At 51.7% G+C, this 24,764-nt stretch carries 21 protein-coding genes and 1 tRNA gene; 11 read left to right on the forward strand and 11 right to left on the reverse strand.

The window, feature by feature from the left end:
• Nucleotides 1-76 precede the first annotated feature (76 nt).
• The 8 genes from rfbD to ftsE all read left to right on the forward strand — a co-directional run bounded on the left by rfbD (nt 77) and on the right by ftsE (nt 9,207).
• Nucleotides 77-991 carry a dTDP-4-dehydrorhamnose reductase gene (gene rfbD, locus Q0628_RS02470; RefSeq protein WP_298767991.1) on the forward strand — a complete coding sequence of 305 codons (915 nt, stop codon included), beginning with the start codon at nt 77-79 and terminating at the stop codon, nt 989-991.
• A gap of 3 nt (nt 992-994) precedes the next feature.
• Nucleotides 995-1,135 carry a hypothetical protein gene (locus Q0628_RS02475; RefSeq protein WP_298767992.1) on the forward strand — a complete coding sequence of 47 codons (141 nt, stop codon included), beginning with the start codon at nt 995-997 and terminating at the stop codon, nt 1,133-1,135.
• Between the two features lie 70 nt (nt 1,136-1,205).
• Nucleotides 1,206-5,087 (forward strand): ATP-dependent RNA helicase HrpA, encoded by a 3,882-nt coding sequence (gene hrpA / locus Q0628_RS02480; protein ID WP_298767993.1) that lies wholly within the window; start codon nt 1,206-1,208, stop codon nt 5,085-5,087.
• A gap of 31 nt (nt 5,088-5,118) precedes the next feature.
• Nucleotides 5,119-5,661: a hypothetical protein gene (locus tag Q0628_RS02485; RefSeq protein ID WP_298767994.1), complete on the forward strand. Its 543-nt coding sequence runs from the start codon at nt 5,119-5,121 to the stop codon at nt 5,659-5,661.
• A 131-nt stretch (nt 5,662-5,792) separates the two neighbouring features.
• Nucleotides 5,793-6,257 (forward strand): hypothetical protein, encoded by a 465-nt coding sequence (locus Q0628_RS02490; RefSeq protein WP_298767995.1) that lies wholly within the window; start codon nt 5,793-5,795, stop codon nt 6,255-6,257.
• Between the two features lie 58 nt (nt 6,258-6,315).
• A complete protein-coding gene (locus Q0628_RS02495; protein WP_298767996.1) occupies nt 6,316-7,122 on the forward strand; it encodes a hypothetical protein in 807 nt (268 codons plus the stop codon).
• Nucleotides 7,122-8,417, forward strand: a complete 1,296-nt coding sequence (locus Q0628_RS02500) for a peptidylprolyl isomerase (RefSeq protein WP_298767997.1) — start codon at nt 7,122-7,124, stop codon at nt 8,415-8,417. Before Q0628_RS02495 ends, Q0628_RS02500 begins: the two co-directional genes overlap by 1 nt.
• Nucleotides 8,418-8,517: 100 nt before the next feature.
• Nucleotides 8,518-9,207 (forward strand): cell division ATP-binding protein FtsE, encoded by a 690-nt coding sequence (ftsE, locus tag Q0628_RS02505; RefSeq protein WP_298767998.1) that lies wholly within the window; start codon nt 8,518-8,520, stop codon nt 9,205-9,207.
• A 3-nt stretch (nt 9,208-9,210) separates the two neighbouring features.
• Here ftsE and Q0628_RS02510 read toward each other — a convergent pair whose 3' ends face one another.
• The 6 genes from Q0628_RS02510 to trpB all read right to left on the reverse strand — a co-directional run bounded on the left by Q0628_RS02510 (nt 9,211) and on the right by trpB (nt 15,271).
• Entirely contained in the window at nt 9,211-9,975 is a 765-nt protein-coding gene (locus Q0628_RS02510) for a pseudouridine synthase (protein ID WP_298767999.1), read from the reverse strand.
• Complete coding sequence (locus Q0628_RS02515) at nt 9,962-10,792, reverse strand: arginase family protein (RefSeq protein WP_298768000.1); 831 nt, start codon at nt 10,790-10,792, stop codon at nt 9,962-9,964. Before Q0628_RS02515 ends, Q0628_RS02510 begins: the two co-directional genes overlap by 14 nt.
• Before the next feature lie 18 nt (nt 10,793-10,810).
• Nucleotides 10,811-11,695, reverse strand: coding sequence for a radical SAM/SPASM domain-containing protein (locus Q0628_RS02520; RefSeq protein WP_298768001.1), 885 nt, complete (start codon nt 11,693-11,695; stop codon nt 10,811-10,813).
• Nucleotides 11,696-11,717: 22 nt separating this feature from the next.
• Nucleotides 11,718-13,076, reverse strand: a complete 1,359-nt coding sequence (locus Q0628_RS02525) for a chloride channel protein (RefSeq protein WP_298768002.1) — start codon at nt 13,074-13,076, stop codon at nt 11,718-11,720.
• An 88-nt stretch (nt 13,077-13,164) separates the two neighbouring features.
• Nucleotides 13,165-13,923, reverse strand: coding sequence for a tryptophan synthase subunit alpha (gene trpA / locus Q0628_RS02530; protein WP_298768003.1), 759 nt, complete (start codon nt 13,921-13,923; stop codon nt 13,165-13,167).
• A 73-nt stretch (nt 13,924-13,996) separates the two neighbouring features.
• The gene (gene trpB / locus Q0628_RS02535) at nt 13,997-15,271 is read right to left on the reverse strand and encodes a tryptophan synthase subunit beta (RefSeq protein WP_298768004.1); all 1,275 of its coding nucleotides are present in this window, start codon (nt 15,269-15,271) and stop codon (nt 13,997-13,999) included.
• Nucleotides 15,272-15,861: 590 nt separating this feature from the next.
• On the opposite strand from trpB, the gene Q0628_RS02540 reads away from it, so the two are divergent.
• Nucleotides 15,862-16,926 (forward strand): hypothetical protein, encoded by a 1,065-nt coding sequence (locus Q0628_RS02540; RefSeq protein ID WP_298768005.1) that lies wholly within the window; start codon nt 15,862-15,864, stop codon nt 16,924-16,926.
• A gap of 9 nt (nt 16,927-16,935) precedes the next feature.
• A complete protein-coding gene (locus Q0628_RS02545) occupies nt 16,936-17,778 on the forward strand; it encodes a hypothetical protein (protein ID WP_298768006.1) in 843 nt (280 codons plus the stop codon).
• A gap of 3 nt (nt 17,779-17,781) precedes the next feature.
• Here Q0628_RS02545 and Q0628_RS02550 read toward each other — a convergent pair whose 3' ends face one another.
• The 5 genes from Q0628_RS02550 to Q0628_RS02570 all read right to left on the reverse strand — a co-directional run bounded on the left by Q0628_RS02550 (nt 17,782) and on the right by Q0628_RS02570 (nt 23,784).
• Nucleotides 17,782-19,371 carry a bifunctional indole-3-glycerol phosphate synthase/phosphoribosylanthranilate isomerase gene (locus tag Q0628_RS02550; protein ID WP_298768007.1) on the reverse strand — a complete coding sequence of 530 codons (1,590 nt, stop codon included), beginning with the start codon at nt 19,369-19,371 and terminating at the stop codon, nt 17,782-17,784.
• 89 nt (nt 19,372-19,460) lie between these two features.
• Nucleotides 19,461-21,056: a bifunctional anthranilate synthase component II/anthranilate phosphoribosyltransferase gene (locus Q0628_RS02555; protein WP_298768008.1), complete on the reverse strand. Its 1,596-nt coding sequence runs from the start codon at nt 21,054-21,056 to the stop codon at nt 19,461-19,463.
• A 118-nt stretch (nt 21,057-21,174) separates the two neighbouring features.
• The gene (locus Q0628_RS02560) at nt 21,175-22,623 is read right to left on the reverse strand and encodes a chorismate-binding protein (RefSeq protein WP_298768009.1); all 1,449 of its coding nucleotides are present in this window, start codon (nt 22,621-22,623) and stop codon (nt 21,175-21,177) included.
• A gap of 568 nt (nt 22,624-23,191) precedes the next feature.
• Nucleotides 23,192-23,265, reverse strand: a tRNA-Pro gene (locus Q0628_RS02565).
• A gap of 78 nt (nt 23,266-23,343) precedes the next feature.
• The gene (locus tag Q0628_RS02570; RefSeq protein WP_298768010.1) at nt 23,344-23,784 is read right to left on the reverse strand and encodes a Smr/MutS family protein; all 441 of its coding nucleotides are present in this window, start codon (nt 23,782-23,784) and stop codon (nt 23,344-23,346) included.
• Nucleotides 23,785-23,915: 131 nt separating this feature from the next.
• Between Q0628_RS02570 and Q0628_RS02575 the strand changes: the two genes are divergently transcribed.
• Entirely contained in the window at nt 23,916-24,764 is an 849-nt protein-coding gene (locus Q0628_RS02575) for a transporter substrate-binding domain-containing protein (RefSeq protein ID WP_298768011.1), read from the forward strand.

Raw genomic sequence — 24,764 nt, forward strand, 5'->3', positions numbered from 1 at the left:
CCCGCATCGCGGGGCGCTTTTCTAGCAATCTTTCAAGTGAATGTGTATTTTGTTATCTTTGCTGCGAGAGGTTTATATGAAATTCTTTGTGACAGGTGTGGGTGGCCAGCTGGGCCACGATGTAATGAATGAACTTGCAAAGCGTGGACACATGGGCGTAGGTTCCGACATGGCTCCTGCCTATAGCGGGGTAGCCGACGGTTCTGCCGTGACGACTATGCCCTATGTACAGCTCGACATTACCGACAGCGCCGCAGTTGACAAGGTGCTTTCAGAAATCAAGCCCGATGCGGTGATTCACTGTGCAGCGTGGACGGCGGTGGACATGGCCGAAGACGACGCCAACGTGGCGAAGGTCCGTGCCGTGAATGCCGGCGGCACGCAGAATATTGCCGATGCCTGTCATCACCTGGGCTGCAAGATGACCTATATTAGCACCGACTATGTGTTCAACGGTCAGGGCACGGAACCCTGGCAGCCCGATTGCAAGGATTACAAGCCTCTGAATGTTTACGGCCAGACCAAGCTCGAAGGTGAACTTGCAGTCGCGAATACCCTCAGCAAGTACTTTATTGTGCGAATCGCCTGGGTGTTCGGCCTGAACGGCAAGAATTTTATCAAGACTATGCTGAACGTGGGCAAGACCCACGATACCGTGCGCGTGGTGAACGACCAGATCGGCACTCCGACTTACACGCTGGACCTTTCTCGCCTGCTCATCGACATGAACGAAACCGAAAAGTACGGTTACTACCATGCTACCAACGAAGGCGGATACATCAGCTGGTACGACTTTACTTGCGAAATTTACAAGCAGGCCGGCCTTGCGACCAAGGTGGTTCCGGTGACCACTGCCGAATATGGCTTAAGCAAGGCGGCTCGTCCGTTCAATAGTCGCCTAGACAAGAGCAAGCTCGTTGCAAACGGATTCAAGCCCCTTCCGACTTGGCAAGATGCGCTGGCCCGTTACCTCAAGGAAATCGGAGAATAAACGATGGCGGAAAAAGAAACTTATCGCGAAGTGCTGCCGGGCGAGCTTCCGTGCGAAGTGCCGGAATGCGACGGCGTGATGGTCGTTGACCCCGACAATAGCTACAAGCTGACCTGCGACAAGTGCGGACACATTAAAGAGTGATTGATGATTGATAATTGATGATTTCTCATTATTCATTATCAATTATCCATCATCCATCATCCATTATCAAATGTCTTACTTGAGCTTGAACATTACATACCCGGAGCTTCCTGTTGTTGAACATCGGGAAGAATTTTTTGAGATGCTCGAAAAGCATCAGGTGGTGATTGTCAAGGCAGATACCGGTTCCGGAAAGTCGACGCAGCTGCCGAAGTTTTTGCTGGAGTGGTTCGTGGGCAAGGCCGCGGGCGAGCAGGATGCGCGTCCCTTCAAAATCGGCGTTACAGAACCTCGCCGACTTGCGGCAATTTCTATTGCGGACCGCCTGCGCGAAGAACTCAAGGACGAAACGCTCGTCAGCACCAAGATCCGCTTTTGGGAGCAGGGCCAGAGTGAAGCGCCTATCAAGGTGATGACTGACGGTATCCTGCTGCAGGAATTCCGCCGCGACAGACTCTTCCGCCAGTATTCGGCGATTGTAATTGACGAAGCGCATGAACGCTCGCTGAATATCGATATCCTGCTCGGCATTTTCAAGACGGTTTTACAAGCTCGCCCCGAATTCAAGCTGATTGTAGCCTCCGCGACGCTAGATGCGAAGCTCTTCGAGGAATTTTACGACAACAGCTGCGTACTCGAAGCCGAGGGAAGAACGTACCCGGTCGATGTGGAGTATTTCTTTGACGGTAATGCCGCGTCCCGGGCGGCTCTCGACATTAGCGGCAAAGGTGATTCCGGCTTGCTGGATGAAGCCCGCGATGCGATTCTCGACCTGGAAACGCGCCATCGCGACCATTTGCTGTGTTTTTTGCCGACGGAACGCGATATTCAAGATTTAGCGGGGGAGCTTGCGCACGAACTGGATTCGGCGAGTTTCGATATTTTGCCGCTTTACGGGCGCATGAGTCCCGATGAACAGCGCCGCATCTTTAAGCATACGGGAAAGACCCGCGTGGTGCTTGCGACAAACATTGCCGAAACCTCCCTCACGATTCCGGGGATTGCCTACGTGGTGGATACGGGCATGGCCCGCATTTCGCGGTACAATGCGCAGTCGCGTATCCAGGGGCTCCCGGTCGAAGAAATTTCAAAAGCGTCTGCGCGGCAGCGCACAGGGCGCGCGGGGCGTGTTAAGCCCGGCGTGTGCATTCGACTTTATTCTCCCGAAGATTTCGAGAAGAGAGACGAGTTTACGGAGCCGGAAATCCGGCGGAGTAATCTCGCGAACGTGGTTCTGCAGCTGCGAAGCCTCGGGCTTGAACTGGAAAATTTCCCGTTCCTGCAGTCGCCGCCGCATTCGGCATTCCGCGGCGCGTACAAGACGCTTTTCGAACTCGGCGCGTTGACTGCGGACAATTCCAGCGGCCATGTGACGAAGCTTGGCCGTGAAATGACGCGGCTCCCGATGGACGTGGCGCTTTCGGCGGTGCTTTTACGGGCGCGCGAATCGGGAGTGCTACAACCCGCGTTAATCGTTTGCTCGGCACTCTCGATTCAGGACCCGCGAGTGGTCCCCGGCGAGGAGCCGGAGCGCACCCGTATCCGCCAGCTGCATCGCAAGTTTGCGGGGCACAAGAGCGACTTTCTCACCTACATTTGCATGTGGAATGCCTTCTGCGCCGAATGGGACGGAAAATCGTGGAACAAGTTGCGCAAATTCTGCGACAAGTTCAGCTTCCATTTTTTGCGTTGCCGCGAATGGATTGACCTCTACGAACAATTCGGCCGCATTCTCGACGTGAAATACGAAAACCGCGTCTGCCCGCTCGACAGTTTCCACGCCGACAATTTGCACATTGCACTCCTTTCGGGATTCCTCGGAGGAATTGCCCGCCGCGATATCGAAAACGGTTGCTACCGACTGGTGAGCGGTCGCGAAACGCATGTATTCCCTGGCAGCGATTTGTACGGCAAGAGTGTGGAATGGCTCTTTAGCGCCGAAGTCCGCGAAACCAGCCGCATCTTCTTGAACAAGGGCGCCGAAATCAAGCCCGAATGGATTATGCAGGTGGCTGAACCCTTTTGCACCCGCCGCTGGTATTCGCCCATGTGGAACCAGGAGCGTGGCTTTGTAGAAGCGGTGGAAGAAGTGAGCTTCAGGGGCCTTGTCATCAGTCGCGGACACCGGGTGGATTACGCCCGCGTAAATCCCGACGAATGCGCCGAAATTTTCTGGCGCGAGGCCGTGGTGCTTGGGCAAATGGCACGCCCCTTCGCCTTCATGACCCACAACGAGCGCGTGGTCGAAGACTTGCATGCCTTGGAGGCTCGCAAGCGCCAGTTCGGGCTTGCTCCCAGCGAAGACGCCCTGGTGGATTACTACGTGCGCATCGCTCACAGCGTCAATTCCATCAAGACGCTCAAGGACTACATCAAGGAACACACCGACCAGTTCCTGAAATTTGATGCGAAATTTTGGCTGGATCAGAACGAAAACAGCTACGTCATTGCGAGCCCCGAAGGGGCGAAGCAATCCATGGCGGACTTCCTCGGTAAGGATACCTCGCGGCAGAAAAAATCCGCCAAGGCTCCGGAACCGCAGCTCGGCGGCTCTATCGAACAGTTCCGCGTAGAAGGCCTTGACGGTTCCAGTCGTATGGTGGTGGGCGAGATGGTCTTTGATGCGACCAAGGAATACGACGGCATTACGCTGGAATTGCCCTACGACTTGATTCCGCAACAGACTCCTGCGAAACTCGCACTTTCGATTCACCAGTGGCGCGAGTGGATGATTGAATCCGTCGTGCGCGAAATGCCGAAGGCCGCCAAGAAACAGCTTGAAAACCGCCGCACCTTTATCGACGATGCCTTCTGTGACCGCCTGAAGGCCGCTCCGCATAAGTCGCCTATGGTTTCGCTGTACGAAGTCTTTGCCGGAATCAAGCAACTCGATTGCGATATTCCGACGGTGACGCCCGAAAAAGAAAACCATCTGCGTTTGCATGCCAAGATTTTCAAGGCGGGCTTCCCAGAAAAGTTTACTGTTGAACTTAATCCGGAATGGGGAAGCTTCAACTTGTTTGCCGCGGTCCGTCCGATTGTGGTGACATTCGGCATTGATTTTGCGCTTGACGGGATGCGTTTTGGCTGGCGACTCGGTGAATCGGCCCTCATGACTCCGGCGGAATCTTCTTTTTGGCAGGCGTTCCGCAAGCGTATTGAAAAGCCTGTCGAGGATAGGGAAAATGCCGTTTCGGCATTGGTGTCTAGGCTAGAATCGGGACTTTATCTAAGCGAAGGCTTTGAGACGGTTTCTCGCGAATGGATTCTCAAGTCGCTGTTGGCCGATGACTTTGACGCGGGACGTTGTGTCCACGTGACAGGGGTTGAATTTTCTCGCGGTCGTAAGATTAATGATTTCAAGAATCTTGCCGCAAACACCCGTAGCGAAGATGAAACGATGCGTCTCGCCTTGGCTCGCGCCACTTACGAATCCGCGCTGCTTGGTGGTGAAATTTTTGCCAAGTTCTGGGATATGCTGCGTGGATTTACGGTTTCGATGCGGCAAGGAACAGACCATGTGCATGATGCGCTGTCGGTTTTGCAGGGACGCTGCAAGAACATTATGAAGATTATCGCTCTTTACCAGCCCGATGCGAATGCGACAACCTTGTTTGAAAGGCTTACCATGCTGGGCGCACCGAATCCCGCCCGAGACAAGGCTCCCGAACGTCCCCAGTTGTCGGTGCGCACGCTTCGCGAAAAGTTTAGGCCTTTCCTCAAAGCGAGGTTCATGAAGGACCACGAATTGAAAATGGCGCGCGAAATTCTTTCGAAAATGGAACGCCTGCAGCAGGAAGATTCGGAATATCCGGAACTTTACCTGCAGGCATCGGCCTTGCTTGAAAATTTTGAAATTCTCAAGTTTAAGCGCAAAGGCGACGATGCCGAAGAAGTGGTTGAAGACGATGCTCTTGCAAAGTTGAAGGGTCGATTCGGCAAGTTGAAATAATTTGTTTGTAGCTTTTGCTATATTTATCGACATGAGAAAAATACTGTTGCTTTGTTCTGTCTTGCTTTGGATTGTCGGCTGTTCTTATATTACCGGTGGCGAAAGCGTTTCTCCTGACATCATTGAATTAGCCGATATCCAAGGCTGCTATTATGATTCCAATGTAAGCTCTTCGTTCTATGTGGCTTATCATCACGAAGACTTTGGTACTGAGAGAGTTGAGGTTAATGATAGCCTCTATCAATGGGTTTACTGCCGCAAGGTCTGTATCGATAGCACTAATGCTACGGATCTGACTTATGAACGGCGAATTTACTGGACTCTGGATACCCTGCAGCGGTTGTCGTCGTTCTTTGCGGATTCTTCCTTGGGAAAGGGATCTGCTTCGGTAATTTCCTACGACGAGAATGACGGACACTTTTACAAGAACTTGTACATGAAGATAAAGTACCCTGATTACAGTTCTAATGAAGCGCATCGCTATATTTTTGAAGAACGCGATGGAATCAAGTACATCTATCATCATGGCTCGGTCATTCTGTCTTCGGTGGAGGATGACGCATGCGCAGAATAATTCTGTTGACGGTGTTCCTTTGTCTGGCTTTTACACATTCTCATGCGGTTTACTTCGATGCCACTATACAGGATAGCCGTTTTGTAGAGGACAACCATATTTATAAACCGGCTGGAATTATAGGCTTAGCGGTGGAATCAGGTTTCTTTAATGAATCCGAAAACATTGTAGATTACAAGTTGAGCGTGGGAATACGTCGGTTTGGCTATTCGCATTCCAATGGAGATGTGAGCGTTTCGCTGTGGGAAATTGAATTCAAACCGTTGATCTACAGCGTAACGGTAAAGGGCGTGATGATTGAAGCCTATCTGGGCATGGGGTACATTTTTGCAGCGAACAATATCAATGACGAAATGAGAGCGCACCTGGATGGTGACGATGCGAGGGGAAATCACAATTTTCTGACGGATATGGTGGAAACGTCCACATTTAATTATGGCTACCGGATTGGCTATCTGGTGACGCCACAGGTCATGGTATCGCTGGTGGCCAATTACCAGGAACCCTTCCCGGGGTGGCAATACCCGCATGAATCGTCGTTCCATGTGCCTGTTGGTGGAATTGGGGTCAATGTTCAATGGAATGCGCCCTGGTGACGTTGGGTTGCGGAACTCAAATTTTCTAGATTTGGACTCGATGAATTTTGTTTCGCGTGTGTTTCCTTTTTTGATTGCATGCTCGCTCGTCTTACTTGCGGGTTGTGATGTCCCGTTCAGCAAGGATGACCCGGTGGTGGTCTCGGTGGGCGAGGCTAAGCTCCGAGAGTCTCAGATTCGTAGTGTGGCTCCGGAATGGGATTCTTGGACGGATCGCGAAAAGCTGACCTTCCTGGAACATTGGATTGACGAAGAGACGATTTATCAGGAAGCGGTCATGAATGGAGTCCTGGAGGATTCTGCCTTGCAGGAACAGATCCAGAGAACCGTCCGGAAAATGACCGTAGACCATTTCTTGCAGGGCTTTGCGGATACCATGATGGTAGGCGATGCGGAAAGGCTTGATTACTACCATGCTCATCCAGAACTGTTTGTTCGTGGCCGTACGATGGTCAAGGGCGCTTTGCTCTATTTTAAGGATTGGCAGTCTGCGGACCTTTACTATAGGGGCCATAAGAAACAGGTGTACGATTCCCTGCCGGCGGAACATTACTTAATCAAGAAAATCGAGGTCTTTGATTCGGCTTCGGTTACTCCCGATAGCTGTATGATTCCTTCTATTGCTGAGGTCGAACTGGGTAAACTCTCGGTGATGAAGGTTTGTGGCGGAGCCCTCAAGATGTCCGTCGTGGTTTCTAGACTCGATTCTGCAGATGTTCTACCCTATGCCGAAGTGGCCGAAGATGTTGCCGCTCGGGCTTGGGTGGTGCACCAGAAAGAGGTGCTGCGCCGTCTGAAGACTGAGTGGAAAAAGGCTCGTCCGATTTTCTCGCAGATGAATGTTTTTAGCGAAAAGGAAAGGTAATGAAGTTCCCTGCTATGATGAAGCGAATTTTTTTGATGCTGAGTTGCATCGCCTCGGTTGCACTGGCGGAGCCCGTGCTGATGGAAGGGGTGGCGGCTGTGGTTGACGGCAAGCCTATCATGCGTTCTGAGTTCTTGAACAACTTGTACCGCTTCCAGGAAACTCCCGAAGGATCCGCAATGTCCGAAGCGGATCAGCGCAAGTATGTACTTGACCAGATGATCGAAGAAAAGGTCCTGCTAAGCCGCATTGACCGTGATTCCATCGTAGTGTCGGAAGCCGAAGTGGACCAGCGCGTGAATGCTCACTTGTCCCAACTTGCTGCAAGCCAGAATACGACCCTTGCGACTCTCGAAAAGGCGATTCGCGCTCAGCTCGGTATCAGCATGGCCCAGTACCGCGATCAGTTGGCCAAACAGATTCGTAGCCATATCGAAATGACCCGTGTGCGTCAGCGTCATATTGGGGTGGTGAACCCGACCAAGAAAGAGGTGGATGCCTTTTTTGCGGAATACAAGGACTCCATTCCGCAGCAGTTTAACTGTGTACTCTTGAGTCATATTCAGATTCCTATCGAACCGGATTCCATGATCGTGGATTCAGTAAAGAAAATTGCCGATTCCTTGATTGATACGTTGAACCTTGGCATGAGTTTTGAACTTCTGGCAAAGGCTCATTCTCAGGATAGTTCCGCTGCAAAGGGAGGGGACCTGGGCTATTTCAAACGCGGTCAGCTGGATCCGGCCTTTGAACGTGCGCTAGATGCTCTGAAGAACGGACAGTATTCTTCTAATCCGGTCAAGACGAAACTCGGTTGGCATATTGCCCGTGTGATTGGACGTAAGGAAGATGGTGTGCGTTCAGCCCAGATTTTGTTGCGCACGATTCCGACGCCGAAGGATACAGCCAAGGTAATCGCACTTGCCGATTCTTTACAGAAGAATATCAAGACGACCGAGGCGTTTGCTGCCGCTGCAAAAAAATACAGCGAGGACAAGTCCAGTAATTTTGCCGGTGGTCGTCTTGGTTGGTTCCAGCGTAACGAAATGGAACCGGCCTACGTGGATCCGGTCGCCAATTTGAATGTAGGTGAAATTTCGGAACCTGTACTGATTGATGGAGCTTATCATCTTTTCCGCTTGGATGATTCCCGTCAGACTCGAGACCTGAATCTGGAAGAGGATTATGCTAAAATCGAGCAGATGGCAGCATCGCGTATCGAAAACCAGAAGCTTGAGACGCTCGTGAAGAAATGGCGCGAGGAAGTTCATATCGAAATCCGCATGACGGAGTAAAAACGTCATTGCGAGCGCAGCTATACGATACTTGTCAACTTGTTGCCTTAGTAGAGTTATCCTCTTTGTGGAGAAGCAATCCATTGTTTAAAAGGCTCTTATGATTCACTTTAACCACGTCACTAAATCTTACGAAGATAATTGGAAGGCTCTTTCCAATGTGACGCTGCGTATTCATAAAGGTGAATTCGTTTTTCTGACTGGGCACTCGGGTGCCGGTAAGTCGACGCTTCTGAAGCTGATCTATATGGACGAACGTCCGGACGAAGAACGCGGCGGCCAGGTGATGGTGAAGTTTACGGGCGACTGCCTGTATGACAGCAAGAATACACCGGATAGCAAGATTCAGTCGCTGCGCCGCAAGATGGGGATAATCTTCCAGGATTTCAAGCTGTTGCCGGACCGCAATGTGTTTGAAAACGTGGCGCTTGCGCTCCGCATTGTGGGGACTCCGAGCAAGCAGATTAATGCCGCTGTATTCGATGCTTTAGCTCTGGTGGGTATCAGCCAGAAACGTTTTGCCATGCCCTATACGCTTTCGGGCGGTGAGCAGCAGCGTGTAGCGATTGCGCGTGCCATGGTGCACAACCCGTACCTGCTTTTGGCGGACGAACCGACGGGTAACCTGGATCCGAAAAACGCTGAAGAAGTCTTTAAAATTTTCAAGGAAATTAATGCCCGCGGAACGACCGTCGTGATGGCGACGCATAACCCGGACTTTTACCTGAACAGCCCTTTCCGCCGCCTGGTGCTTGATCACGGCGAGCTCCTGACGAGAGACTTGATTTAAGGGCTAGCGGCAGATTTTTCTGATTTCGCCGGGCTTTAAGTCGTTTAATGTGAAATTGTCGAATTGAATGCGCATAAGGCGCATGACTTCGTAGCCGAGGTGGGCGAGCATGCGGCGGATTTCGCGGTTCTTGCCTTCGGACAACGTAATTTCAAGCCAGCAGTTTTTATCGCCTTCGCTGTGGAAAATGGCGCGCTCGGCGTGCATGAATTCTTCTTTTTCGCCGAATACGCGGGGCGCGACGTTGAAGCCTTTTTCCATCTGTTCGAGCTCGGCGTTGGAGGGTTTGCCCGCGACCTGCACGCGGTAGACTTTGAGGTGGCTTGCGTCGGTGAGGACGCGGTCCGCCCAGGCTGTGTCATTCGTAAACAGCAGCAGGCCTTCGCTTGCGGCGTCGAGGCGGCCTACGGGTGCGATGTGCGGCATGGGTTTGCCGGGGAACATTTTGGCGTACTCTTCGCGGAATAAATCCATCACCGTCTTGCGGCCTTTTTCGTCGCTTGCGGTGGTGACGATTCCGCGGGGCTTGTTCATGGCGAAGTAGACGAATTCGCTTGCGGTAACGGGGGTGCCGTCGACAAGAATTTCGTCGTTTTCATAGGCGGGTGATTCGGGGTCGCGTACGGGCTTGCCTCGGAGAATCACGTGGCCTTCGCGTACCAGCTTTTCGGCTTGGCTGCGGCTGCAATAACCGCGTTTGGAAATCACGCGGGCAACGCCGTGGGCGCCTTGCTTTTGTGGTTTGTTGTTGCCGTTACGAAACGCCATGGAACCCCGTGAGCAAGTGGAAAAGTTTCTCATTCAGTGCGTTGTTGAGCGCGTCTGTCGCGGCGGTGTCTTCGAATCCCGTGTCGCGGGCGCGTTCTCCGCAGATGTCGATGCCTAGAATTTTTCTGTTTTCGGCGAGAACTTGAAGCGTTTCGGCGATTTGTTCAAAGGTGAGTGAACCTTGGTCCCAGTTCGTGGCAGCCTCGGCTGTAGAAAGGGCGTCTTTGTCGATGCTGATGTAGATATTAGGCGAGAGAACGCTCGCGAACCCGCTACAGACGAGAGACGAGAGATCTTTTGGATGTTTCTTCAGTTCGCTTTCTTTCACGAATTGCACACGGTCCAGGATTTCGGTGGCGCTAGCTAGCGAAAGGTCTTCGCGAATTTCTTCGAGCAGGTGGTCGGCGACTCCGATGACAATGACATTCTGCACGAATTTATTGTAATCAAGGACCTCTTTAATCCAGCCTCCGCAACTCAGGATTCCTTCGAAGCGGGGCGGTTGCATATCGGGGTGGTGGTCAAATACCACAAGGTCAAACGGCTCGCGGATTGAATCCGTCCAGAGCTTGCTCATATAGTGATAATTGCCGTTGTCGAAAAAATGAATGTCCGGCGAGTCACTTGTGCGAGCCTCGGCGATTTGCTTGCGGAGAATGGCTTGAGCCTCGTCGTCGCAGTAGCAATCGGTGCCGTCAATTTGAGTGCAGTCAAACCAATGAATATTCTTGTCGGTAGCTGCAGACTCTCGCAACCCTTGCATAAAGGGCTGTTCGGCGTAAACACCTGTGAAATCTTGGATAGTGACTATAGGCATCTTGACTCAAATATAAACTTATTTCCCGAAGCGCTTGCAGAAGGAACAATTTTGGCAGAAAGGATGTCGCAGTTCGTGTTTCTTGAAGCCTTCGCGAATATTCTTGGCCAGAGGTGACTCAAGAATTTCGGTGAGGCTTTGTTCCTGAATTTTTCCGAGCGTGATTTGTCCACTGTGGTCAAGGCAGCATGCGACTACGCGACCGTCGTGCAATATGCCGACATGTGTGTCAAGGGCGCGGCAAGTTCCTGTTGCGTTTCTCTCGTCTTTATTCTTTCGTCTCTCGTCTAATTCTGGCCATTCAAATCGGCTGTCCTGATGCAGATAGATGCGCCCTTCGAGGAGAAAACTCTTGTGACGGCTGCAGAAATGATTCAGCGACAGTTCGGCGGCGGTAGTGAACGTCGCCTGGATTCTTTCCGTGAATGTTTGGTTCCATGAATCGCAGCTGTTGTCGCCGACATTCCATAGCCGTAGATTGATGTATAGGTCGGGGCGAATCGCTTTCGCGAGTTTGCAGAAGTCGAGGACATTTTGCAGGTGTTTCTGGGCTTGATCTTGAGGAAGTTCTGCGTAGGCATGCGTCGAAAAGTTCACCTGGCGCACGGCGGGGGAGGCGAGAATCGACTTTCCGGTACGGATGATTGTCGTACCGTTTGTTGTCAGGTTCAGCTTGAGGGATGTCTTTTCAAGTTTCTTGAGATACAGTCCGAATCCTGGATGAAGCGTCGGTTCGCCGAGAATGTGAAAGTAGACATTTTCGGTGATGGACGCACTTTCGGCAATGCAGCGCTCAAAGAGAGGCGTATTCATGAAGTCGCGTATGAAACCTGTCTTTCCGCAGGGACAAAAACTGCAGTTCAGGTTGCAGGCATTCGTGATTTCGATATAGATTGCGTTCATGCCACAAATCAGATTGACGGAACTATCGGATTCTCAGTTTCTTCTGGGCGTAAATGGATTGACCTCCGTTGCATGTGTAGGCCATTACGCAAACGATAAAGAATGCGGGCAACAAGTCAAAACCGAAAACTTCTGCGCCGATGAGCATTGGGGCGAATAACGTGTTGGTTGCAGCTCCGAACACGGCGGCGTACCCAAGGGCGGCAGCAATTGGTAGCGACAAGGCGATCCAGGCTCCGAATGTTGCTCCAATCGCAAACAAGGGAGTAACTTCGCCTCCCTTGAATCCAATGGCAATTGTCGCGATGGTGAATATGAGTTTCAATATCCAGTCGGATGCGTGAATGGCTGCTGCAGCATCTTGAACGGAACCGGCAAAGATCATGTCGATGAGGTTTGTGCCGAGGCCAGCATAGCGTCCTTGCCAGAAAAGGAGGAGCAGGAAGCTGATGGCGATGCCGCCAAAGACGATTCTCTTATACGGATTAGCGAATTTTCTTTCGAAAAAGGTCTTTGCGTACGAGAGTGTTTTTGCAAATCCGCCGCCGATAATTCCGAACAGAATGCCGAGGAGGACCAGTTTCATCACAAAGTTCATGTCAAGTCCGTCGTCATTCCATATGATTCTTGTGATGTCGGCAGGAAGAATGTCGTTTACCTTGACGGGGAATTCGGATCCGAGCAGTTCTGATACCTTATAAGCGGTGAAAGCGGCTGCGGTTGCGGGCAAGAGCGCAGCCAGTTCCAGGTGGCCGACGAGCAGAACTTCAATGGCAAGCGCAATTGCTGCAAGGGGTGTCTGGAAAAGTCCTGCAAAACCGGCTGCCATTCCCGCTACAAGTAGAATTCGTCCCGCGTTTTCAACATGAATTTTTCTGCTGATATTGTGCCCGAGCGTGGCTCCGATCTGCATGGCGACTCCTTCGCGACCGGCACTACCGCCGAACAGGTGGGTGAGCCATGTTGCAACGGCGACCATCGGAATCATGCGTAGTGGAATTTCGCTTTCTTTGCCGTGGGCGACCCCAAAAACCATGTCCATTCCGCGTTCTGTACCCTTGCCGAATTTGCGGTAGGCGAAAACGATTCCTGCGCCTGCGAGGGCAAGACCGGGAATCCAGTAAATCGGATGCATGTCGCGTACATCGCTTACTACTGTCAGGACCTGCCCGAAGAAGGCTGTGAGTGCTCCGACAATGGCGCCGAGCGCGATAGCCGCAACCGTAAGGATTGGTGTCGAAAGCCACTTCTGTATAAATGCCTTGACACGAGTTTTCATCTGCTCTTTAGCCATTTTCATCATCTGCTCCTTCATCTCGGGGGGCATATTGGCGAATTGTTCCTTATACTGGCTGTATTTACCAAAATCTCTGAAGTTCATGGCTTGATCCTTTTTTTCGCACTCAAATTTAGAAATAAAAGAAAGCCCCACGCTGTGCGGAGCTTTTGAAAACAAAATGCCGGAAGGATTAATTGTCCTTGCCCGAAATTTCCCTGGCCTTCGCTTCGATTTCGGCGATGGCTTTTTTGCGGCCTTCGGCGGAGTCTTCGTTATTGAGCACGAGGTTCACGAACACGGAGCCAGCGACCACGGCATACACGTGCTTGCTGAGCACCTTGGACTGTTCACCGTTACGGATACCGAAGCCGCCGAGCACCTTCGCGCCACCCTTACCGACTGTATCGATAAAGTCGAGCGTCGCCTGGTCAATGGTGGTTTCGCTGCCGGTGGTACCTGCGCGGAGTGCGGCGTAGATGTACTTGAAGCCCTTGGAGGCCATCGTTTCGAGGCGCTCCTTGGTCATGCTGGGGGCCGCCACCGGGATGTTTTCGAGGCCGTGCTTCTTGCACGCTTCAGTCAGGCCTTCGTCGCCATCGAACGGCAAGTCCGGAATGATGCAAGCGGACACGCCAGCGTCCTTGCACATCTTGACAAAGTTCTCAATGCCCGGCGTAAAGGCGAGGGAGCCGTAAGTCATGATGTAGATGGGCGTCTCGGGGTGGCGTTCGTGAATCTTCTTCACGATTTCAAGACCCTGCTTGGTCGAGTAGCCCTTATCGAGAGCGATGGTCGATGCCGTCTGGATGGCGGGACCGTCGGCGCTCGGATCGCTGAAGGCAAGCTGGATTTCAAGGATGTTCGCGCCACCCTTCACAAGAGCGTCGGCGATGGCGATAGAAGTTTCTGCGTCCGGAAACCCGGCAATGAGATGAGACATTAAGTTCATAGTGATAACTCTTTGATTGAAATGTTCTAGTGAAAAGTGAAATTATTCATCATCAATTATCATTTATCAATCATCAATTACTCATTATCTCCGCGTCGTGGATGTCCTCGTTGTTTTCGAGGCGCTTGAGTTCTGCCTTCAGGAATTCCTTCCACTTTTCGGGGCGGAACACGGGGCTTGTAATAAAGATGTCCTTGTCGCCGCGGCCACTCATGTTGATGACCAAAGCCTTGTTCTTCGGAAGTTCCTTCGCGATTTTCATGGCGGCGGCCCCTGCGTGCGCACTTTCAAGCGCAAAGAGAATGCCTTCGTTACGGGCAAAGAACTTGACCGCTTCAAGGGCTTCCTTGTCGAGAATCGCCGTGAATTCCACGCGGCCCGATTCGCCGAGGGCGGCAAGCTGCGGGCCGATTCCCATGTAGTCAAGACCAGCAGAAATCGAGCGGGTCGGCAGCGACTGACCGTCTTCATCAATCAGGAAGCGGCTCTTGTAACCCTGCAGAATGCCTTCGCGGCTTGCGTTACCCGTCATGCGGGCAGCGTTTTCGCCCTTGTTCGGGCCGATGCCTCCGGCTTCGGCACCGATCAGGCGCACGTTCGCATCGTTAATGAACGGAGTGAACACGCCGATGGAATTGCTACCGCCACCCACGCAAGCGACAACCGCCGCGATATCGATGTTGCGCTCGGCTGCTTGGCGCTTGACTTCTTCACCGATAATCGACTGGAAGGTGCGAACGATATCCGGGAACGGAGCCGGACCGAGAGCAGAACCCAGCACATAGTGGGTGTTCTTGAAATTCGTAGCCCAGTCGCGCATGGCTTCGTTCACGGCATCCTTCAGGGTGCGGGCACCACTCGTGACCGGCACGACCTTGGCTCCGTACATTTCCATGGTCGCCACGTTCGGTTGCTGGCGGCGCACATCGACTTCACCCATGTACACCACGCATTCGAGGCCGAGCTTGGCGCAAGCGGCAGCAGTGGCAAGGCCATGCTGGCCGGCACCCGTTTCGGCAATGATGCGGGTCTTGCCCATTTTCTTGGCCAAGAGGCACTGACCGATGGCGTTGTTGATCTTGTGGGCACCCGTGTTGGCAAGGCCTTCGAGCTTGATGTAGATCTGAGCGCCACCCAACAGTTCCGTTGCCGTCGGAGCAAAGTACAGCGGCGTTTCGCGCCCAATGTAGTCGCGCTGGATGATTCGGAGTTCGTCGAGGAATTCCGGATCGTGGATGTACTTGTTAAAGGCCGCTTCGAGGTCATCGAGCGGACGGCGGATGATTTCGGCAACGTACTTGCCGCCGAACTTGTCAAAGAAACCGTTATTGGAAGTTGTAGAAGTCATAGGGTTTGTGAGCAGTGGTTAGGGTTAAAATCTTTGTTGAGGGGAAAAATTAAAGGCCTTCGGGAGTCCGAAAGCCTTTTACAAAACACTTGATGAAATCAGCAAAACGGACTCTATTTAGTAGAGCCCCACCACCAACGGTTGAAACGGATTGCTGAATTCATCTTCATGCACCCTAATTTAGGAATGTCTCTTTAGTGTGGCAAGGGGTTGATCGAATAAAAATAAAGAAATCTCACGACCTTTCATAAAGTGTAATACCAAAGGAAATGCATTCCAGATAAAAAAGGAAAGACTCTCGGTCATCGAGAGTCTTCCGTTAAACACTTGATGAAATGGCAATGCCTAAATCCCTTCTTTGAGAACCTCGTCGATAGCGGCGCTAGCGTCAAAGCGGATTGCCGATTTCATCTTTATGTTCGTAATACATATAATAACTCATTGACTGTCAATAGGTTAGCGTAAGATTTTTGTGGAAATTTCTTTGATTTAGCGCACGTTTCCGATCAAATTCACTAAAAACACCTTTTTGACAGCAAACTATTGATTTATATTTACAAAATTGGCTAGTTTTTACAACCGGAGACATCATGAAAAAGGCCCTATTAATCGCACTAACTATGATGGCATCATTCGCCTTTGCCCAAAACAAGTGCATGGAGCTATGCGCCTCGTGCATGAGCAACGACAATCAAAACGCGTGCGTCAAAGTTGAAACACTTTGCAAATGTTCGCAGATTCTTGAAAATCTAGCCCAGGAACTCCAAGCGAGCGCAACAACCTCCGACACAGAGCAAAACGAGATTACCTCTGACACAACAACCTCCTCTATCGACACAACCGCTTTACAAACAGACTCCTTAACGGCAGACAGCATCACCAAAGATTCTGTAGCCGAGATCCCACAAGACACAATCGTTGCCGACTCTACCAAGCAACCCGAACTTGTTGATACAACCAGCAACGAGCAAACTTCTCCGGCCCCCGAAAACAAACCCAAAGACCGAATTTTCTATTTCGGCATATCGCTCGCATTTGACAAATTCGATGAATACACCGTAGCAAACTACGATGTACATGGAGGCGACAGAGACTTTGACAACATCGGAGCCAACCTTGGCTTTTTACTCCGTTGGTATATGTTGAAATCAATCAGCTTCCAAACTGGACTAAACATGGTTTACCATCACGGATACAGCGACATTAAGGATTCAGAACTTAAAGTCGGATGGGGTGCTTACCATTATAGCCATGATATTTCTATTGAATACCACAACCTTATGGCTGAAATTCCATTAACGTTCCGGTTCGGAATTCCGTTTGTCATCAGTCCCTATGTCAGCTTGAGCATTCACGTTCGCAAGCCCCTTTACGCCTGGATTGATTACGATTTTGACTACGAATGGCAATTTGGCAATGATTATAGTTACAGCAGCCGCTATTACGACTATGATGATTACGGAAGCAATGGTGGTGGATTTACCGAAGACGACTGGGAATTCTTGGGCTATCTCGGTTTTGGATTAGAACTCACAAGACACCTTTCAATTCAATGGCAAATGCTTTTAATCAATGCCGTTACCTACACCACCGAAATTCTGAATTACAAACTTTTGACAGACACCTGGCGCCTCAACCTAGACATCGCATTCTAAGGAGCAATTATGAACAAACTCAAAAACAAAAAAATCCTTGCAAGCCACATTTTGCTCCTGGCGAGCCTTCCCCTTTTGATTGCCTGTTCCGATGACAATCCGTTTAGCAACGCAGAAGACGACATGGAAGATATTCGCCACGAGGCCTCAAACGAGTTCTACGACACCGAGGAAAATCGTGACAGCGACGACAGCTACGATTACGTTGACGAAGAATACGACTGCCGCTACGGAATAAGTTCTCGTTCTGATTCCTGGTGTTGTTCAAATTACGGATACCAGTGCTATAACACATCGTCCAGTTCACGCAAAAGTTCCAGTTCCTCTGCTTATAATTATGAGTACGATTACTATTCATCAAGTTATCGTTACAGTTCTAGCTCAGAAAACGCAACCTATTATGATGACGAAGCAAAATCCTACCTGTACAAGGATTACACCGTTGAAATAGACTTGACATGGTTCAAGCAACTTACGGACAACTGGGAAAAGCAAAAGAAACACGAGGGCGACTACAGCGATGGCGACCCTAGCATTTCATTTGTGATAAAGACATACAGTGACTATACCCGAAAAGATTCTGTCAAGACAGATGTGTTTAAACTAGAAGATGCCGGCACATGGAGCGGGCACGAGTATTTCACAAAGAAATTTAGCGGTGGCGCCAACGAAATTTACATTTGCCCGATGGTTTTTGAGCGCAATGTTATTGAACTCAATGTAGACCACTCATCTTATTATTGCTACATCATTCGCGATGCAGGAAAGAATGTCAATACGCCCATCAAGCAATCGGATACAGAAGCGACTGATTTTGAGCTGGAATGGACTGTTCGGATTAGCTACAATTAGCAGCTAAACAGATTTTAGCGTTGCAAACAAAGCCTTCAACTTTTCGCTGTTTTTTATTCCCGGAGCGTCTTCGACGCCACTAGAGACATCGATTAATTCGGGGCTGAATTTGAACACAAGCCCTGCCACATTTTCGGGGTTGATTCCGCCGGCAAGCCAGAGTGGCAAATCGCCAGCCTTTTCACGAAGCAGGTTTTCGGGGATGGTCTTACCCGTACCGCCGGGAATTCCTTCGACTTTCGCATCTAGGAGGATGCGCGGTTCGCCGTTCTTGCGGAGAGCCGTCACCTTGTCGAAATCGGATTCTTCGCCAACGCGGGCCGCACAATAGTATGCCAGATCGCTTCGCACTTCGTGCTCGCAATGACTTGCCAGGCAAGCGGGATCTATTCCATGAAGTTGCACTGCGTCGAGAACACCTTCACGGGCGAGCTTGATGGCGGTTTTTCCCTCCTCTGAATTCGGGTCGGTAATGACACCCACGAGAATCGGGGTTTCTGATTTGTCATTGCGAGCGGAGCGAAGCAATCTCTCCTTAAAACTGCGCACGAATTCTTCGGTCGTGAGGCGCTTGGTGGTGCTGAACACGAATCCCAGCATGTCGGCGCCCAGTTCAGCGGCAAGCAAGCCGTCTTCGACACGGGTGATGCCGCAGATTTTTACAAGGGGCCGTATAGTCTTTTGAGTAGAGATTGCTTCGTCACTTCGTTCCTCGCAATGACGTGCTTGTTTCTGCTGTTTGCGCTCTGCGAACTTTTTCCAGAACTTGCCGCGGGCATTCTCGGAGCCCGATTCAAACGCACCAACCACTTCTTTTGCTAGCGCAGGATTCTTGGCCACAGCTTCGCCTACGAGGATTCCCGTAAACCCGAGGCTGCGGGCGTAATCGGCATCGGCCGGGGTCAAAATTCCCGATTCAAAGACGGCCTTCGCAGGAAGTTTGCTGCGCACCGACGCCGGCACCAGTGGATCCGTATGGAAGGTCGCCAGGTCGCGGGAGTTCACGCCTGCGACAATGGTTTTCGCGGCGTCTGTCCCGAGCGCGCTCGTGACAACCGAAAGCTTGCGGAAATCGTCTTTTTCACGAACTTCAACGAAAGCCTGCATGTCGAAAGACTGCGCACGCTTCGCCATGCGTACAAGCTGTTCGTCATCCAGAATACGGGCAATGAGGAGCACCGCATCGGCGCCGCAACGGTAGGCGATGTCGATTTCGTCTTCGTAGAGCAAGAAATCCTTGCGGAGCACGGCGCAGGTGTGCAAGCCCTGCTTACGACGGCGTTCCATCAGGTCGGCTACCGCAATCAAGTCGCGGAGCGAGCCTTTAAAGAAATTGCCTTCGGTAAGCACCGACACCGCCTGCGCCTGCGCTTCGGCATAAGTCGTCGCTAGCGCCACCGGATCCAAGTCCGGAGCGATGTCGCCCTTCGAAGGCGATGCACGCTTGACTTCGAGAATCGCGCCAGCGTTCCCGAGGAATTCCGTATGACCTACGCGACGCTTTTCCGGAATTTCGATACCGAAATTCAGACCCAGCCGCTCAATGTCGGCCTTGCGCATCCGCACTATCTTCGCAAGAATATCTTCGCTCATGTTACTGTACTTCAAAATGAAAGGAGATGCCCGCCTTGATTCGACTTCGCTCACCACAGGTCGCGGGCATGACATCCATTATTGTTCTTTTAGCTATTCGTTTCGACCTTGACTTCTTCAATCTTTTTCAGGACCGAGCCGTCTTCCATGGCCTTGATGGCCTTGTCGAAGCCTTCCTTGATGCTCTCCGCCTTCTTGCTGATGTAGAGGGCGGCACCGGCGTTCAGGGCGCAGGCGTACTTGATGCCCGGGCGGCCCTTGCCGTTCAGCACGTCGAGAGCGAGGTTGAAGTTGTCGACGCCCGTACCACCAGCGAGGTCTTCGGGATCCACGGAAGGGATGCCGAAGTCCTTGGGGTCGATGCGGTAAGTCTTGTACTCGCCATCTTCCAGAATTTCGGCGATGGTCGTCGGCACGCAGGGCGAAATTTCGTCGTAACCGTCGTCACTGATGGCGACCATCACGCGCTTCGCGCCGAGGGCCTTCGCCGCCTTGGTGAAGGGTTCCAGCACGGTCGTGCTATAGACGCCGAGCATGAGGTACTTGGCTTCGGCCGGGTTCGTGAGGGGGCCGAGCAAGTTCATGATGGTCTTCACGCCGAGAACGCCGCGAACCGGGCCGGCAAAACGCATGGCGCTGTGGTAAACAGGTGCCATCAGGAACACAAAGTTCGTCTTGTCGATGACGGAGGCTGCCTTTTCGGGAACCATGTCCAGCTTGAAGCCTGCAGCCGTGTAGAAGTCGGCGGCACCGGACTTACTAGAGACAGCACGGTTGCCGTGCTTTGCAATCTTCGCGCCACAGCTTGCAGCAATCAGGCCGGAAAGCGAGCTCACGTTGAAACTGCCCTTGCCGTCGCCACCGGTACCCACGATGTCGGTGAGTTCGTCACCGCTGTAGGGGAACTTGCGCTTCTTGCTGCTGAGTACCTTCGCGCAGCCGGCGATTTCATCGGCAACAGGGCCCTTGCTGGAAAGTGCCGTCAGGATAGCGGCCATTTGGCGTTCGTCCATGATGCCGTCGGTCAAGTCTTCCATGAACATCTCGGCGGTTTCGCGGCTCAAGTCCTTGCCTTCGGTAAGCGTATTCAGAATCCCACGCACGTCAAGCGGTTCGCGACGGTAGTTGAGGAAAGCCTTGAAGAATTCGTCGGCGCGGCCGCTGGCGATGGATTCCGGGTGGAACTGCACGCCTTCAATGGGGAGTGTCTTGTGGCGAATGCCCATGATGTCGCCGTCGGTAGCGCGGGCGGTCACTTCGAAGTTGGCGGGGAGCGTCGATTCGTCGATGACGAGGCTGTGGTAACGCGTGAAGATGTTCTTCTTGCCGATAGTGCGGAAGAGTCCCTTGCCGTCCAGGTCGATTTCTTCGGCGATGCCGTGCTTGATGAACTTGGCCTGCACAATCTTTGCACCGAAGGCGTAACCGATGGCCTGGTGACCGAGGCAAACGCCGAGAATCGGGAGCTTGCCCGCAAAGTGCTTGATGGCTTCCACGGAGATGCCTGCATCTTCGGGGCGGCCCGGGCCCGGGCTCACAATGAGGCGGCTCGGGGAGAGCTTTTCGATGTCGGCAATGGTGCATTCGCGGCTACGGAGCACGCGGATTTCTTCGTTAGTGATTTTTGCAAGCGCCTGGTAGACGTTGTAAGTAAAAGAGTCGTAGTTGTCGATGATGATGATCATGGTAAAATCCTTATTATAATAATTGATGATTGATGATGGATAATTGATGATTTTTTAGTTTGGCGGCTTCGCCGCAATTTTTTTAATTATCAATCATCCATTATTCATTATCCATTAATTATCGATCTCCTTCGAGTACGGCTCTGATTGCTCCGAGCTTTTCGTTCGTTTCTTCAAATTCGCGGTCGGCGTTAGAGGCCGCGACAATGCCGCCACCGGCCTGCAGGCTGATTGTCTTGCCCTGCTTGAGGCAGCAACGGATGGCGATGCAGAAATCCAAATCGCCGTCGGATTCCATGTAGCCTACCGCACCCGCGTAGAAACGGCGCTTGACTTTTTCGAGGCCAGAAAGAATTTCAATCGCGCTGATTTTCGGGGCGCCGCTCACCGTACCTGCCGGGAAACTGGAACGCAGCACCTCAATCGCCTTCTTGGTCTTGGAAACCTTGCCCTGCACGTCAGAGACCAGGTGAATCACGTGGCTGAACTTTTCGCATTCCATATACTTGGTGGTTTCCACCGTACCCGCTTCGCAGACGCGGCCGAGGTCGTTGCGAGCCAGGTCCACCAGCATCAGGTGTTCGGCGCGTTCCTTCGGGTCGCCCTTCAGGTTTTTCATCAGGGCTTCATCTTCGGCATCGTCCTTGCCGCGGCGGCGGGTGCCTGCAATCGGGTGAATGGTCGCAATGCCTTCACGCACGCGCACGAGGCTTTCGGGCGAGGCACCGATAAACTGATGCGTGCCGTAATCCAGGAAGAACATGTACGGAGACGGGTTCACCGTGCGGAGGCGGCGGTAAATGTCAAGTGCTTCGATATCGCTTGCAAACTGGATGCGGCGAGATGGTACCGCCTGTACAATGTTGCCTGCGACAATATGCTTCTGCAAGGCTTCGACCTTTTCCACGTATTCCTTGCGGGACTGTTCCAGGTCGGTCATGGTGATGCCCTTGCCGTACTGCTGTTCAGGGGCGAGGTAGCTAAAGTCCAGGTCAGCGAGGCGGGCCTTCACCTTTTCAATGGCAGCCTTCAAGTCAATCTGGTGTTCTTCGTAGTTCAGGGCGAATAAGTGAAGCTTTTCGGTAAAGTGGTCGAACACGATGTAGATGTGCCCCACCAAGAATTCCGCCTCGGGGATGTTGAGTTCGTCCACCTGCGGGGCAAGGCGAATGGTATCGCAGCGGGCGCAGAATTCGTAGCCGAGGTAGCCCACGCCCGAAGAGGGAATAGGAATCTGGTTAGGCGGCACCGTATTTTCAGCCGAAATCAGCGTGAGCGCGTCGAGAATATCGCCCTCGCCTTCCTTGAGGAAGGTGCTTTCCTTGCCTTCGATAACGATGCTTACGTCGTTGTCGTTCTGGCGCAGACGGAAACCTTCGTCCACCATCAGGGTAGAGTAGCGGCTACGGCCGTGGGAAAAACTTGCCGACTCGAAAATTGCCTTCGCGCCCAGCTTCTTGCCCAGCGAAAACGGGGTGTAACGTTCACCGGGCAGTGCCACGTAGATACTGTCGGTACGGGGTTCGAAGTTAGGGCTTTCAGTGATGTGCCTTATGTTCGTTGTCATTTTGATCCTCTGGTTTAAAAATTCGTTTGCCTTTTCGTTTAGGGTTCCGCAAAGGCTTTGGTCCCGGAGGATTTCAACGTTTTTAGTAAAAGAGAAAGGCCTCCGTGAGTCCGGAAGCCTTTGCTTTAAAATCTTGGGTGATTTGCGACAAATACCGGGCTCTATGTCAGAGTCCGCGCCACCAACGACGGTTCAGGGTTGCACATGTCACAAAATTCATCATGGCTCCAAAAATATCAAACGAAAAATTCCTTGGCAAGGGGGTGTCCTGAAAAAAGTGCAAAAAAGCGGAAACCTAGACTTTATACAAGATGAAAATACCATTTTTTTATCGGAATGGCGAGATTGCCGCCTTCGGCGTCCGAAAGATGCGAGATTAGACAAAAGCTTCACTTCGTTTTAGGCTTTGCCCTGCGGGTTTTGGCATGCGCCAAAATTTCTAAATCACGCAAAATTCGCTACGCTCATGGCGTGATTTAGTCGAACTCACGACTTCGTCGCTCATTCTTGATCCCGCTATTTCCGGCAATAAAAAGAAAACCACCCTAAAAGGTGGTTTTTCTTTTTATCGGAATAGCGAGATTCGAACTCACGACCTCTTGCTCCCGAAGCAAGCGCTCTACCAGGCTGAGCTATATTCCGTTTGGTGGTCCAATTATAGATAAAAATGGACGGGTTTTAAAGGGGTAATCGCGAAAAAAATGAAAAATAGTCTCTTTTTTACGTTTTTGGGGGCTTGCCGAGAATCATGATGCTAGAACCGGCGTTGTCCGGTTCTACTTTATAGAGCTTTACACGGTTGCTCCATTCGGAACGGACTTTGCGGTCGATAATCCTCTTTACATTGCCGTAGCTCGGGTTTCCGCCGCCATGGATGACACGGAGAATCTTGAGCCCGGCGATCATGAGGTCGTCGATGCGGCGCTCGACTGCTTCGGCAGCTTCGTCGGAGGTCATGCCGTGGAGGTCGATTTCGTCTTCGGGGATGGGTAGTTCCCATGCCGCCGGACTGCGGCGCATTTTTCGTCCGCGGGGATTCCGGGGGCGCGGGTGTGCTGCAGCCTCTTTTTCGGCTTCAATGCGCATCTGGTCGTCCTTGTTTTCCATACGGTGGTTTCGGATCCACTCCATCTGGAACTGTTCTTCTTCGTTCAGCGGCATATTTTCCTTTTTTTGGGCAAAAATAGAAAAATTTTCGGGTAATTCGTGCTAGGGGAGAGGGGCTTGAAGATTGAAGGATTGCTAGGCGAACTCCTTTAGATTTCTGTTTTTTTTTATATATTTTAGTGTCAATGGGTAGTGTTAGCGTGAAAAAAAGGCTTATTCTTTTTGTGCTGTTGATTTTGGGGACAGCCTTGATTGGTTGCAGGAATTCCGAAATTCCCCAGAATCGTGTTTTTTCCATCAATGATCTAGCGCACAAGAGGGTCGGCGTGCAGATTGGCAATACCGCTGAGACCTATGCGGCCGATTTTGGTGGGGATACTGCAAAAATCCAACTGGAAAGATTCAAGTCGCTTGATGGAGCGATACAGGCTCTACGTCAGGGTAAACTGGATGCGGTACTTTGCGACGATGCCCCGGCTGCAGTTTACGTGGCCCGTTATCAGTCCCTGCGGATTTTGGAAGAAGTCTTTATGGAAGAGACTTATGCGGGTGTGATTTCCAAGGAAAGATATGGCCTTCTTGACACGGTGAATATAGCCTTGATTCAGATGCGTGCGATGGGGGTGTACGACTCCATTTTTGATTCCTACATCGGTGGCTCGGGAGATTACCATTTCGTTCAGGATTCCATGAAGGGGCCTGCCCTTCGGCTTGCGACCAATGCGGAATTCCCTCCCTATGAGTACAAGACGGAAGATGGTTTCGGGGGTATTGACATCGAAATTGCGCATTACATTGCTGACTTCATGGAAAGGCCTCTTGAAATCGTCAATATGGATTTCGATTCGATTATCGATGCCGTTAGGGAGAACCGTGCCGATATTGGCCTTGCGGCGTTCTCGGTGACCGAAGAACGTGGACAGGTAATCAATTTTACGGATACCTACGCCAAGTCCAAGATTGTGGTCATTGTACGCAGTGATGAAGACGAATCTCTCTTGTCGCTGATCAAGGATACCCTTTTGGGGGAATAG

The sequence above is a fragment of the uncultured Fibrobacter sp. genome, assembly GCF_937877005.1.
Lineage (GTDB): Bacteria > Fibrobacterota > Fibrobacteria > Fibrobacterales > Fibrobacteraceae > Fibrobacter.